Below are 12,142 nucleotides of genomic sequence, written 5' to 3'. Positions count from 1 at the left end.
GACGAAGGAGCGGGACGTGATCATCGGGGTCGGCATCGACGTGGCGGACATCGGACGGTTCGGGCGGTCCCTGGAACGCACCCCCGGGCTCGCCGAACGGCTCTTCACCCCCACCGAGCTCACCCTCCCCTCCGGCCAGCGCCGCGGCACCGCCTCGCTCGCCGCCCGGTTCGCCGCCAAGGAGGCCGTCGCCAAGGCCCTCGGCGCCCCGCCCGGCCTGCGCTGGGAGGACGCCGAGGTCCGCGTCGAGGACTCCGGCCGCCCCGTCCTGCACGTCACCGGCACCGTCGAGGCCCGCGCCGCCGCGCTCGGCGTCACCTCCTGGCACGTCTCCCTCAGCCACGACGCGGGCGTCGCCTCGGCCGTGGTCATCGCCGAGGGGTAGCCGCCCCCGCCGGAGCCCGCCGGTACGGTCGTCCCGCCGGGGTTCCGACCGCGACCGCCGGCCCGCCCGCAGTTCCCCCCCGCCGCAGAGGAGAACCCGCCATGCGCCACGCCCACACCGCCGAGCAGGTCCGGGCCGCCGAGGCCGCGCTGATCGCCCGGCTGCCGGAGGGGACGCTGATGGGGCGGGCCGCCGCCGGCCTGGCGGCGGTCTGCGCGGGGCTGCTGCCCCGGGTGTACGGCAGCCGGGTGCTGGTGCTGGCCGGCTCCGGGGACAACGGCGGGGACGCGCTCCTCGCCGCCGCCCGGCTCGCCCGCCGCGGCGCCCGCGCCGAGGCGCTGCTGCTCGACCCGGCCCGGGCGCACGCCGCCGGCCTGGCCGCGCTGCTCGCGGCCGGCGGCCGGACCACCGCCGACCCGGACGCCTTCACCCGCGCCGACCTGGTGCTGGACGGCATCGTCGGCCTCGGCGGCCGCGGCCCGCTGCGCCCCGCCGCCGCCCCGTTCGCCACCCTGCCGCGCCGCGGCCCGGTGGTCGCGGTGGACGTCCCGTCCGGCGTGGACCCCGACACCGGCGAGGTCGCCGGGCCCGCGCTGCGCGCCGACGCCACGGTCTGCTTCGGCACCCACAAGCCCGGCCTGCTGATCGACCCCGGCGCCCGGTACGCGGGCACCCTCCACCTGGTCGGCATCGGCCTCGACCTGCCGCCCGCCCCGGTCGAGGCGCTCCAGCGGGCCGACGCGGCCGCGCTGCTGCCCGTCCCCGGCGCGGAGAGCGACAAGTACCGGCGCGGGGTGGTCGGCGTCGCCGCCGGGTCCGCCCGCTACCCGGGCGCGGCCGTGCTGGCCGTCGCCGGGGCGCTGTACGGCGGCGCCGGGGCGGTGCGCTACACCGGGCACGCCGCGGCCGAGGTGGTCCGGCGGCACCCCGAGGCGCTGGTCACCGAGGACGGCCCGGCCCGCGCCGGACGCGTCCAGGCCTGGGTGGTCGGCCCCGGCGGCGGCGCGGACGCCGAACGCGCCCTGCGCGAGGCGCTGGACACCGGCGTGCCCGTGCTGGCCGACGCCGACGCCCTCACCGAACTCGCCCGCCTCGGCCCGGCCGCGACGGCCGGCCGCCCGGCGCCCGTCCTGCTCACCCCGCACGCCGGGGAGGCCGCCCGGCTGCTCGCCGGCCTCGGCGAGGACGCCGACGCCGAGCAGGTCGCCGCCCGGCGGCTGTGGGCGGCCCGGCGGCTCGCCGCGGGCTACGGCGCGACCGTGCTGCTCAAGGGCTCCACGACGGTCGTCGCCGACCCGGACGGCCGGGCCCGGGTCAACACCACCGGCACCGGCTGGCTCGGCACCGCCGGCAGCGGCGACGTCCTGGCCGGCCTGGCCGGCTCCCTGCTCGCCACCGGCCGCACCCCGCTGGACGCCGGCTCCGCCGCCGCCCACCTGCACGGCCTGGCCGGCCGCGAGGCCGCCGGCCGCGGCGGCCCGATCACGGCGCTGGACGTCGCCGCCGGGCTGCACGGGGCCTGGGCGGGGCTCCGGGCCCCGGACGGGGACCGCTGAGACCGCCGGGGCCGGGGCGGGGAACCGGAACGGCGCCCGCCGCGTGGAAGGTGCCGGAGGCGGTCGGCCGGGTGATCTCGCGCGCGGTCGGCCGTGCCCCTGATGGGGGGACCGGCCGCTGTCTGGGAGACTGATACGCGATGACGACTGCGAACACCACCGGGACGCCCGCCCTGGCCCAGGGGGCCCGCGCCGAGGCCACCGTCGACCTGGCCGCGCTGCGCGACAACCTGGCGGCGCTGCGTGCCCGTACCAGCGGGGCCGAGTTGATGGCCGTGGTCAAGGCCGACGCCTACGGGCACGGCGCGCTGCGCTGCGCCCGCGAGGCGGTCGCCGCCGGGGCCGGCTGGCTCGGCACGGCGACCCCGGAGGAGGCGCTGGCGCTGCGCGCGGCGGGCATCGGCCCGGAGCAGGCCCGGATCCTGTGCTGGCTGTGGACGCCGGGCGGCCCGTGGGCGCGGGCGCTGCGCGAGTCGGTGGACATCTCGATCAGCGGCCAGTGGGCGCTGGACGAGCTGCTCGCCGCGGTCCGCGAGACCGGCGTCCCGGCCCGGGTGCACCTGAAGGCCGACACCGGCCTGGGCCGCAACGGCTGCCAGCCGCACGACTGGCCGGACCTGGTGGAGAACGCCGTCAAGGCGCAGGCGGCCGGCCTGCTGCGGGTGGTCGGCGTCTGGTCGCACTTCGCGGCCGCCGACGAGCCCGGCCACCCCTCGATCCAGGCCCAGCTCGACTCGTTCGCGCAGGCGCTGGCGTTCGCCGAGCGGACCGGTGTCGACCCCGAGGTGCGGCACCTGGCGAACTCCCCGGCGACGCTGCTGCTGCCGCAGTCGCACTACGACCTGGTCCGGCCCGGCCTGGCGATGTACGGCCTGTCGCCCGTCCCGGACGTCGGCGCGCCCGCCGACTTCGGGCTCCGGCCGGTGATGTCGCTGGCGGCCCGGCTGGCGCTGGTCAAGCGGGTCCCCGGCGGCCACGGCATCTCGTACGGGCACCACTACACGACCTCCGGGCCGACCACGCTCGGCCTGGTGCCGCTCGGCTACGCGGACGGCGTGCCGCGGCACGCCAGCAACACCGGCCCGGTGCAGATCGGGTCGAGCTGGTACCGGGTGGCCGGCCGGGTCGCGATGGACCAGTTCGTCGTCGACCTCGGCGGCGACCTGCCGGACGTCGGCGAGGAGGTGCTGCTGTTCGGCTCCGGCGAGCGCGGCGAGCCCACCGCCGAGGACTGGGCGCGGGCCTGCGGCACCATCGCCTACGAGATCATCACCCGGATCGGGGGACGGGTCCCGCGGCGCTACGTCGGCGGATCCCGGGGGTGACCGGTGGCTGACGAGTCCTCCTCCGGCGGGGTGTCCCGGGCCGGGCTGATCGGCATCTCGCTGGGCGTGCTGGCCGCCGGGGCCGCGGCCGGCGTCGCGATCGAGCGGCTGACCGTCGGCCGGGCGATGCGCAAGCGGGCCCGCGCCGAACTGGACGCCGCGGCCGGCTTCGGCTCGCTGCGCGGCACCGCGCGGACGGTGCCCGCCGCCGACGGCACCGAGCTGTACGTCGAGGTCGACGAGCCGGACGGGGACGCGCCCGGCCCCACCGTGGTGTTCTGCCACGGCTACTGCCTCAACCAGGACAGCTGGCACTTCCAGCGGGCCGCGCTGCGCGGCGCGCTGCGCACCGTCTTCTGGGACCAGCGCAGCCACGGCCGCTCCGAGCGCTCCCGCGCGTACCTGGCCGGCGAGGGCGCCTCGATCGACCTGCTCGGCGCCGACCTCGAAGCGGTGCTGGACGCGGTCGTCCCGGACGGCCCGGTCGTGCTGGTCGGGCACTCGATGGGCGGGATGACCGTGATGGCGCTCGCCGACCGGCGCCCCGACCTGTTCGGCCCGGACGGCCGGGTGGCGGGCGTCGCCCTGGTCGGCACCCTGGCGGGCGGCTGGGACGCGGTGCCGCTGGGCCTGCCCGCGGTCGGCGCCAAGGTGGTCAAGCGGGTCGCGCCCGGGGTGATGAGGGCGCTCGGCCGCCAGGTCGACCTGGTCGAGGCGACCCGGCGCTGGGGCTCCGACCTGGCCGCCGTGTTCTACCGGCGGTTCTCGTTCGGCAGCGCGGACGTCGACCCGTCGGTCGCCCGGTTCGCCGAGCAGCTGCTCGACGCCACCCCGATCGACGTGGTCGCCGAGTTCTACCCGGCCTTCTCCGCGCACGACAAGCTGGCCGCGCTGCCCGCCCTGGACGGCCTGCCGGTGCTCGTGCTGGCCGGCACCAAGGACCTGCTGACCCCGCCCGAGTACTCCGAGGCGATCGCCGCCGCGCTCCCCGGCGCCCGGCTGGTGCTGGTCGAGGGCGCCGGCCACCTGGTCATGCTGGAGCGCCCCGGCACCGTCGACCGCGAGCTCGCCGCGCTGCTGGAGCGCGCCGCCGGGCACGCCGGGACGGGCCCGCTGCCCGAGGCGGTCCGGGCGCTGGCGGAGGGCTGAACCGGGGTGTGGCACCTTAGGGGTGGCCGCAACGATCGGAGAAGGACGCCATGGGTACGCAGACCACGCTGACCGTCGAGACCGCGGAGCGGATGACCGGCCTGGGCCGGCGGCTCGCCGCCCTGCTCCGCCCCGGCGACCTGGTGCTGCTGTCGGGGGAGCTGGGCGCGGGCAAGACCACGCTGACCCGCGGCCTCGGCGAGGGCCTGGGCGTGCGCGGCGCGGTCACCTCGCCGACCTTCGTGATCGCCCGGGTGCACCCCTCGCTGACCGGCGGCCCCGCGCTGGTGCACGTCGACGCGTACCGGCTGGGCGGCGGCCTGGACGAGATGGAGGACCTCGACCTGGACGTGTCGCTGCCCGAGTCGGTGGTCGTCGTCGAGTGGGGCGAGGGCAAGGTCGAGGAGCTCTCCGAGAACCGGCTGGAGATCCGGATCGAGCGGACCCTCGGCGGCGAGGCGGTCGACGCGCTGGACGAGGCGGCCGACGGGCGGCGGGTCGTCCTCACCGGGCTGGGCGGCCGCTGGGACGGCGCGGACCTCACCGGTTTGGGTGAGAACTGACCCGGGTTTCCGACACCGTGTCGGGAAACGGTTGCGGCGCACCGCGCGGGCGTGATGGGATGGCGCCAGCAGGTTAGGTATGCCTAACTAGGGAGGCGCCCGATGCCGAGCACACCCCCCGCGGACACCCCGGGCCGTCCGGAACCGACGCCCGCGCCCGTCCCCGCCCCGGAGCGGCCCGCCGCAGCCGCCGAGCCCGCCGCAGCCGCCGAGCCCGTCGCGGCCCCCGCGCCCGTGCCGATGCGCGCCCTGCTGGCGTCCTGCCGGGCCGCCGAGGCCGTCTCCACCCCGCCGGAGCGTCGCGCCGCGTAGCGCCGCGCCGCCGGGCCGGGCGCGCCCGGCCCGGCCTGGCCCGGGTCAGGCGACCACGACCACCCGGGTGCCGTTCGGCGCGAAGTCCCACAGCGACTGGCCGTCCGCCCGGGAGGCCCGGATGCCGCCGGTCTTCGTCTTCGGGTCCACCGACGGGGCCGGCGCCTTCTCGTCGACCAGCGCGCTGAACCCGAAGACCGTGCCGGACTGCTGGGCGAACCGCACCACGTGCTCGATCTGCCGCCCGTCGGTGCCGTTGCCCGCGGCCGTCCGGCTGGCCACGCTGTAGGTGCCGACCGGCGGCAGCGTGTTGCCCGGCACCACCTTGAACGAGGCCACCACCGGGTTCGGCTTCTTCGGGTCGACCAGCCAGACCTGCTGCTGCTGGAGCGAGTACACCACCCGCAGGCCCGCGCCGGACTCGGCGGGCAGCGGCGGCGCGGGCGGCCTGCCGCTCTCCGAGGCGGACGCCGACGGGGCCGCGCTCGACGCGGACGGCACGGCCGCGACCGCGCGCGAGGACGCGCCGTTCGCCTGGAAGGCCAGCAGCCCGATCACCGCCATGGCGCCCAGGGTCAGCCCGCCGACCACCACACCAGGACCAAGCTTCGCCACGTCCGCTCCTCAACGCTCCGCGCCGGCACCGCCTCAACCTCAGCGAAGCCCATCGTGCCAGGTGCGGCCCGCCGTTCCGGCCTCTTCCGATCGTGTGTTCCCGGCCGGAGCCCGGCCCGGGCCCGGCCGCCGCGGGCGCGGTGCGGGGCCCGGGGGCGGACCCTCTAACCTTGAACCCGTGCTCCTCCTCGCCTTCGACACCGCCACCCCCGCCGTCACCGCCGCCGTCCACGACGGCACGTCGGTGCTCGCCGAGTCCTACGAGGTCGACGCCCGGCGGCACGGCGAACTGCTGCTGCCCACCATCGCGGCCGTGCTGCGCGCCGCCGGGGCGGACAAGCGCGACCTGACCGGCCTCGCGGTCGGCGTCGGCCCCGGCCCGTACACCGGCCTGCGGGTCGGCCTGGTCACCGCCGCCGCGCTCGGCGACGCCCTCGGCCTGCCCGTGCACGGCGTCTGCACCCTCGACGCGATCGCCCACCAGGCCCGCGCCGAGGGACTGACCGGGGCCTTCACCGCGGCCACCGACGCCCGCCGCAAGGAGGTCTACTGGGCCTCGTACGACGCCGCCGGCGCCCGGGTGAGCGGCCCCGCCGTGGACCGCCCGGCCGAGATCGAGCCCGGCGACCGGACGGTCGGCGCGGGCGCCCTGCTGTACGGCCTGCCGGCCGCCAGCGGCCCCGAGCACGTCTCGGCGGGCGCGCTGGCCGACTTCGCGGTCCGCGAGCTGGCCGCCGGCCGCGCCCTGCTGCCGAACGCCCCGCTGTACCTGCGGCGGCCGGACGCCCAGGTCCCGGCCGGCTACAAGCCGGTGCTCCCGGCATGACGCCCGCGGGGGCCGGAACGGCCGGCCGGCGTGGCTAGGTACGCGCTGCGCCCGATGCGCTGGTGGGACATCGAGCCGGTGATGGTGCTGGAGCACCGGCTGTTCCCCGAGGACGCCTGGTCGCGCGGGATGTACTGGTCGGAGCTGGCCGAGGCGTTCCCGGGCGGCAGCCGGCACTACGTGGTGGCGGTCGACCCGGACGGGACGGTCGTCGGCTACGCGGGCCTGATGGCGGTCGGCCCGGACGGCGACGTGCAGACCATCGCGGTCGACGCCGACCACCAGGGCGCGGGCCTCGGCGCGCTGCTGCTGGCGGAGCTGACGGCGGAGTCGGTCCGCCGGGGCTGCGCCGAACTGCTGCTGGAGGTGCGGGTGGACAACCTGCGCGCGCAGCGGCTGTACGAGCGGTTCGGGTTCGAGCCGGTCGGGGTCCGGCGGGGCTACTACCAGCCCGCCAACGTGGACGCGCTGGTGATGCGGCTGGACCACCTGGCGGCCGACGAGACCGCCGCAACTGACGCAAGTGACGCAAGCGATCTGAAGGATCATCACCATGGCTGACGAACCCCTCGTCCTCGGCATCGAGACCTCCTGCGACGAGACCGGCGTCGGCATCGTCCGCGGCACCACGCTGCTGGCCGACGCGGTCGCGTCCAGCGTCAACGACCACGCCCGGTACGGCGGCGTCGTCCCGGAGATCGCCAGCCGGGCGCACCTGGAGGCGATGGTCCCGACCATCCAGCGGGCGCTGGACACCGCCGGGATCAAGGCGGCCGACCTGGACGGCATCGCGGTCACCGCGGGCCCCGGCCTGGCGGGCGCGCTGCTGGTCGGCGTGAGCGCCGCCAAGGCGTACGCGTGGGCGCTGGACAAGCCGCTGTACGGGGTGAACCACCTGGCCTCGCACATCTGCGTCGACCAGCTGGAGCACGGCCGGCTGCCGGAGCCGACGATGGCGCTGCTGGTCTCCGGCGGGCACTCCTCGCTGCTGCTCAGCAGCGACATCACCGCCGACGTGCGGCCGCTGGGCGCGACCATCGACGACGCGGCGGGCGAGGCGTTCGACAAGGTGGCGCGGGTGCTCGGCCTGGGCTTCCCCGGCGGCCCGGTGGTGGACCGGATGGCCCGGGAGGGCGACGGGAAGGCGATCGCCTTCCCGCGCGGCCTGAACAACGCCGGGGACCCGGCGTACGACTTCTCGTTCTCCGGCCTGAAGACCGCCGTGGCGCGCTGGGTGGAGGCCAGGCGGCGGGCCGGCGAGCCGGTGCCGGTGGCGGACGTCGCGGCGTCCTTCCAGGAGGCGGTCACCGACGTGCTGACCCGCAAGGCGGTGCGGGCCTGCAAGGACAACGGCGTCGACCACCTGATGATCGGCGGCGGCGTGGCGGCCAACTCGCGGCTGCGCGAGATGGCCCAGCAGCGCTGCGACCGGGCGGGCATCGTGCTGCGGGTGCCGCGGCCGGGCCTGTGCACCGACAACGGCGCGATGGTCGCGGCGCTCGGCGCCGAGATGGTCTGGCGCGACCGCGCCCCGTCCTCCCTCGACCTGTCCGCGGACTCCTCGCTGCCGGTCACCGAGACCCACGTCCCGGGCGACGGGCACGGGCACGTCCACGCGCACGCGCACGAGGCGCTGAAGTGACCCTGGCGGCGATGTGGGAGGCCCGGGCGGCCGACGGCCGGGGCGCCGAACTGCACGCCTGGGCGCGGGAGTCCGCGCTGCCCGCGGTGCGCGGCGCGGCCGGCCTGGAACGCGTCGAGCTGTTCACCGCGCCCGGCGAGCGGGTGCTGCTGATCGCGCTCTGGGCCGGCGAGCCCGGGCCGGTCCCGGACCCGCCCGCGGGCCTGCTGGCCCGCCCGGTGCACCGCTGGACCTTCACCCGCACCGATGTCGGGTAGGCAACCGGCCGGCAGGTAGCGTGCGTCCTGGAACATCGACACACATGTAGAGGCAATCGGGGGCACCGGTGGGCGTGCGGGGACGGATCGGGTACGGGGCGGGCGCGCTCGCGGTGCTGCTGGCGGCGAGCGGCTGCGGCTCCGGGGGGCCGGCGGACCGGCCGCCGGTGTCCGCCGCGCCGCTCACCGGCTCCGCGCCGGCCGCCGCCCCGTCCGGCGGCGGCAGCAGCGCGAGCGCGAGCGCGCCCGCCCAGGACACCGTGCCCGCGGCCGCCTGGGCGAAGTGGGGCCTCAAGCCGCTGCCCAAGGCGCCCGCGCCGCCCGCCGACCGGCCGATCAAGCTGGCGAAGACCGGGACGGTGCCGGTGTTCAGCGAGGTCCCGACCGCCGACAAGGTCGTGTTCATCACCATCGACGACGGCGCCGAGAAGGACCCCGAGTTCGTCCGGATGCTCACCGACCTCAAGGTGCCGATCACGATGTTCCTGACCAAGGACGTGATCAAGGCCGACTACGGCTACTTCAAGCCGCTGCAGGCGCTCGGCAACAGCATCCAGAACCACACCGTCAGCCACCCGCAGATGAGCAGGATCCCCGCCGCCCAGCAGAAGGCGCAGGTCTGCGACGACCAGGCCGCCCTCACCGAGCAGTACGGCACCGCGCCGTACCTGTTCCGCCCGCCCTTCGGCGACGGCGCCAACACCCCGGCGCTGAACACCGCCGTCCAGGAGTGCGGGCCGCGCGCCGTGGTGCTGTGGCGGGAGTCCATGCAGATCCACGACATGCAGTACCAGGCCGCCGACAAGAAGCTCCGCAACGGCGACATCATCCTCGCCCACTTCCGCGGCCCGTCCGAGCTCAAGGGCGAGAAGATGACCGAGATGTTCGGCGAACTGCTCAACCGGATCCAGGAGCAGGGCTTCGCGGTCGCCCGCCTCGACGACTACATCGCCAGGCCGGCCGGCTGACCCAGCATCATCAGCGGGCCGGCCGCGGTGCGGGCCACGATCACCGTCACCGCGTTCGGCCCGGCCGGCTTCAGCTGCCGCCGCAGCTCCTCCGGGACGACCGAGGACACCCCGCGCTTCTTGATCACCACGGTGCCGATCCGGCGCTCCTTCACCAGCGCCTTCAACCGCTTCACCTGGAACGGCAGCACGTCGGTCAGCTCGTACGCCTGCGCGTACGGCGTCGGCCGCAGCACGTCCGAGGTGACGTACGCGATCATCGGGTCGATCAGCCGCCCGTCCACCGCCGTCACCACCTCGGCCACCATCCGGCCCCGGATCACCGCGCCGTCCGGCTCGTACAGGTAGCGCCCCACCGGGCCCACCGGCGGGGCGGGCAGCGCGCCGCCGGAGAGCGAGTGCGGGCCCGGCAGCAGCGTCGCCCGGTACGGCTCGGCGGCGGCCGTGCCGAACCACAGCACCGCCTCCTTCACCTCGCCCCGGTCCGACACCCACTCCGCCTCGGCGCCCTCCGGCACCAGCTCGTGCGGGATGCCGGGCGCCACCTTCAGCGCGCCGAACCGGGCGCCGCGGGCCGCCTCCACCGCCCAGGACAGCGGCGGCGAGTACGCCTCCGGGTCGAACACCCGGCCCTGCGAGGTGCGCCGGGCCGGGTCGGTGAACACCGCGTCGAAACCGGCGGTGTCGACGTCCGCGACGTCCGCCCGGCGGACCTCCACCAGCTTCGCCACGCCCAGCGCCGCCGCGTTCGCCCGGGCCACCTCGCAGGTCAGCTCGTCCCGGTCGACCGCCAGCACCGCGATCCCGGCCCGGGCCAGCGCGATCGCGTCGCCGCCGATCCCGCAGCACAGGTCGGCCAGCCGCCGCACCCCCAGCGCCGCGAACCGGCCCGCCCGCCACTCGGCCACCGAGCGCCGGGTCGCCTGCTCCACCCCGTCCCGGGTGAAGTACATCGAGGCGGCGTCCGCCCCGAACTTCGCCTCCGCCCGCTGCCGCAGCCGGGCCTGCTCGAACGCCGCCCGGACCAGCTCCGCCGGGTGCTCCCGCCGCAGCCTGGTCGCCAGCGCCAGCTCCCCGGCCGCCGTGAACCCCCGCAACTCGGCCAGCAGCGCCTGCCCCTGCTCGGTCAGCAGCGCCCGGAACGACTCGATCTCCACCCGGCCATTGTCCCCGCTCGGGGCCGGGGTCAGTGCCGCACCAGCGTCAGCAGCGCCACCAGCACCAGCAGGCCGGGCCCGGCCGACAGCACCGCCGGCGCGATCCGGAACCCCCGGCGGACCGCCGCCCGCACCCCCAGCACGATCGCCCCCGCCCACAGCGCCAGCAGCAGCAGGCCCACCACCAGCATCCCCACCCCGGCGCCCGCCCGGCCGTCCGGGCCGCCGATCGTCGGGTCGTCCGCCACCGCGAAGCCCATCATCACGGCCATGAACAGGTACGGGAAGGCGATCAGCAGCGGCAGCTCCAGCGCCAGCATCCACAGCGCGTGCAGCGCGTCCCGGCCGGCCGGGCGTCGGTTCCTCGTCATGTCCCCAGGCTGGCAGGGGAGTTGGCGCGCCGCCTGAGCCTTGGTACTCAACCCGCGCGGGGCCGTGCTCAGCGGCCGAGGAAGAGCGGGGCCAGCGACCCGGCCGCCGCCAGGGCGGCGGCCGGCCACAGCGCGGCCAGCGTGATCCACATCCGCCGGACGGCGGCCACCCCGGTGCCGACGCTCAGCACCAGCACGCAGCCCAGCAGCACCGCGCCGGTCAGCCAGAGCGTCCGGTCCAGGTGCTCGACCGGGTGGTCGGCATCGACCAGCATCCCGAAGAAGGACACCAGCACCAGGCGCGGCGCGAACCAGGCGGGCGGCAGCAGCAGCGCCAGCATCCACGCGAGGTGCGCCAGTTGGCGGGGGGCCGGGGGCGGGTTCTTCGTCATGCCCGGAATCCTGGCCGGTCCGGGCGCGCGCCGCCTGAGTACGGGGGCTCATCCCCGGGCCGTCCGGCGGCTCGTCCGGGGGCGTGCGGCGGCTGTCGGGCGCGAATCCGACACGGCGGCGTTGGCACTCTGGTTGACTGAGTGCTAACGGCGTTCTAAGGTCGTTTCTGGCACTCCCCCCAGGGAGAGTGCTAACGCGATGAAACGTGTCCGACCCCCGCGACGGCGGGCCCGGGAAATCGCCACCTACCTGATAGACAACCCCGTAATCTCCGAAGGGGAGCTCGGACGTGACCACCAGCAGCAAGGTTGCCATCAAGCCGCTCGAGGACCGCATCGTGGTCCAGCCGCTCGACGCCGAGACCACCACCGCCTCCGGCCTGGTGATCCCGGACACCGCCAAGGAGAAGCCTCAGGAGGGCGTCGTCCTGGCCGTCGGACCGGGCCGCTTCGAGGACGGCCAGCGTCTGCCGCTCGACGTCGCCGTCGGTGACATCGTCCTGTACTCGAAGTACGGCGGCACCGAGGTGAAGTACCAGGGCGAGGAGTACCTCGTCCTCTCGGCCCGCGACGTCCTCGCGATCATCGAGAAGTAAGACGTCCGCGCAGTAAGACGTCCCAGCC

16 protein-coding genes are annotated in these 12,142 nt (G+C 76.5%); 12 read left to right on the top strand and 4 right to left on the bottom strand.

Translation table 11 applies throughout. From position 1 onward, the window contains the following. Positions 1–16 precede the first annotated feature (16 nt). The 6 genes from KSE_RS15415 (at position 17) to KSE_RS15390 (ending at position 5,290) form a co-directional block, all read left to right on the top strand. Complete coding sequence (locus tag KSE_RS15415; protein ID WP_033257967.1) at positions 17–385, top strand: holo-ACP synthase; 369 nt, start codon at positions 17–19, stop codon at positions 383–385. Positions 386–486: 101 nt separating this feature from the next. Further along, positions 487–1,941, top strand: a complete 1,455-nt coding sequence (locus KSE_RS15410; protein WP_014136245.1) for a bifunctional ADP-dependent NAD(P)H-hydrate dehydratase/NAD(P)H-hydrate epimerase — start codon at positions 487–489, stop codon at positions 1,939–1,941. A gap of 140 nt (positions 1,942–2,081) precedes the next feature. Continuing rightward, positions 2,082–3,266, top strand: a complete 1,185-nt coding sequence (gene alr, locus KSE_RS15405; protein ID WP_014136244.1) for an alanine racemase — start codon at positions 2,082–2,084, stop codon at positions 3,264–3,266. A 3-nt stretch (positions 3,267–3,269) separates the two neighbouring features. Then, the gene (locus KSE_RS15400; protein ID WP_051055237.1) at positions 3,270–4,415 is read left to right on the top strand and encodes an alpha/beta fold hydrolase; all 1,146 of its coding nucleotides are present in this window, start codon (positions 3,270–3,272) and stop codon (positions 4,413–4,415) included. A gap of 50 nt (positions 4,416–4,465) precedes the next feature. Then, complete coding sequence (gene tsaE / locus KSE_RS15395; protein ID WP_014136242.1) at positions 4,466–4,978, top strand: tRNA (adenosine(37)-N6)-threonylcarbamoyltransferase complex ATPase subunit type 1 TsaE; 513 nt, start codon at positions 4,466–4,468, stop codon at positions 4,976–4,978. A gap of 102 nt (positions 4,979–5,080) precedes the next feature. Then, positions 5,081–5,290: a hypothetical protein gene (locus KSE_RS15390; RefSeq protein WP_033257966.1), complete on the top strand. Its 210-nt coding sequence runs from the start codon at positions 5,081–5,083 to the stop codon at positions 5,288–5,290. 45 nt (positions 5,291–5,335) lie between these two features. Here KSE_RS15390 and KSE_RS15385 read toward each other — a convergent pair whose 3' ends face one another. Further along, a complete protein-coding gene (locus KSE_RS15385; protein ID WP_033257965.1) occupies positions 5,336–5,905 on the bottom strand; it encodes a L,D-transpeptidase in 570 nt (189 codons plus the stop codon). A 178-nt stretch (positions 5,906–6,083) separates the two neighbouring features. On the opposite strand from KSE_RS15385, the gene tsaB reads away from it, so the two are divergent. The 5 genes from tsaB (at position 6,084) to KSE_RS15360 (ending at position 9,598) form a co-directional block, all read left to right on the top strand. Continuing rightward, entirely contained in the window at positions 6,084–6,731 is a 648-nt protein-coding gene (gene tsaB, locus KSE_RS15380; RefSeq protein ID WP_014136240.1) for a tRNA (adenosine(37)-N6)-threonylcarbamoyltransferase complex dimerization subunit type 1 TsaB, read from the top strand. A gap of 54 nt (positions 6,732–6,785) precedes the next feature. Next, the gene (gene rimI, locus KSE_RS15375) at positions 6,786–7,292 is read left to right on the top strand and encodes a ribosomal protein S18-alanine N-acetyltransferase (protein ID WP_014136239.1); all 507 of its coding nucleotides are present in this window, start codon (positions 6,786–6,788) and stop codon (positions 7,290–7,292) included. Next, positions 7,285–8,373, top strand: a complete 1,089-nt coding sequence (gene tsaD / locus KSE_RS15370) for a tRNA (adenosine(37)-N6)-threonylcarbamoyltransferase complex transferase subunit TsaD (protein ID WP_014136238.1) — start codon at positions 7,285–7,287, stop codon at positions 8,371–8,373. Before rimI ends, tsaD begins: the two co-directional genes overlap by 8 nt. Further along, entirely contained in the window at positions 8,370–8,630 is a 261-nt protein-coding gene (locus tag KSE_RS15365) for a hypothetical protein (RefSeq protein ID WP_014136237.1), read from the top strand. The genes tsaD and KSE_RS15365 overlap by 4 nt, the downstream gene beginning before the upstream one ends. A 68-nt stretch (positions 8,631–8,698) precedes the next feature. Continuing rightward, positions 8,699–9,598, top strand: a complete 900-nt coding sequence (locus KSE_RS15360) for a polysaccharide deacetylase family protein (RefSeq protein ID WP_014136236.1) — start codon at positions 8,699–8,701, stop codon at positions 9,596–9,598. Here the strand turns inward: KSE_RS15360 and KSE_RS15355 are convergent. From KSE_RS15355 to KSE_RS15345, 3 genes are all read right to left on the bottom strand, one after another. Then, positions 9,574–10,755 (bottom strand): class I SAM-dependent methyltransferase, encoded by a 1,182-nt coding sequence (locus KSE_RS15355; protein WP_014136235.1) that lies wholly within the window; start codon positions 10,753–10,755, stop codon positions 9,574–9,576. The genes KSE_RS15360 and KSE_RS15355 overlap by 25 nt on opposite strands. Before the next feature lie 29 nt (positions 10,756–10,784). After that, a complete protein-coding gene (locus tag KSE_RS15350) occupies positions 10,785–11,126 on the bottom strand; it encodes a hypothetical protein (RefSeq protein ID WP_014136234.1) in 342 nt (113 codons plus the stop codon). Positions 11,127–11,194: 68 nt separating this feature from the next. Next, on the bottom strand, positions 11,195–11,518 hold the full coding sequence (locus KSE_RS15345) for a hypothetical protein (RefSeq protein ID WP_014136233.1): 324 nt from the start codon (positions 11,516–11,518) through the stop codon (positions 11,195–11,197). Between the two features lie 290 nt (positions 11,519–11,808). On the opposite strand from KSE_RS15345, the gene groES reads away from it, so the two are divergent. Then, entirely contained in the window at positions 11,809–12,114 is a 306-nt protein-coding gene (gene groES / locus KSE_RS15340) for a co-chaperone GroES (RefSeq protein WP_014136232.1), read from the top strand. Positions 12,115–12,142 lie beyond the last annotated feature (28 nt).

This window comes from Kitasatospora setae KM-6054, assembly GCF_000269985.1.
Classification (GTDB): Bacteria; Actinomycetota; Actinomycetes; order Streptomycetales; family Streptomycetaceae; genus Kitasatospora; species Kitasatospora setae.
This window is presented reverse-complemented; position numbering and strand designations above follow the sequence as displayed.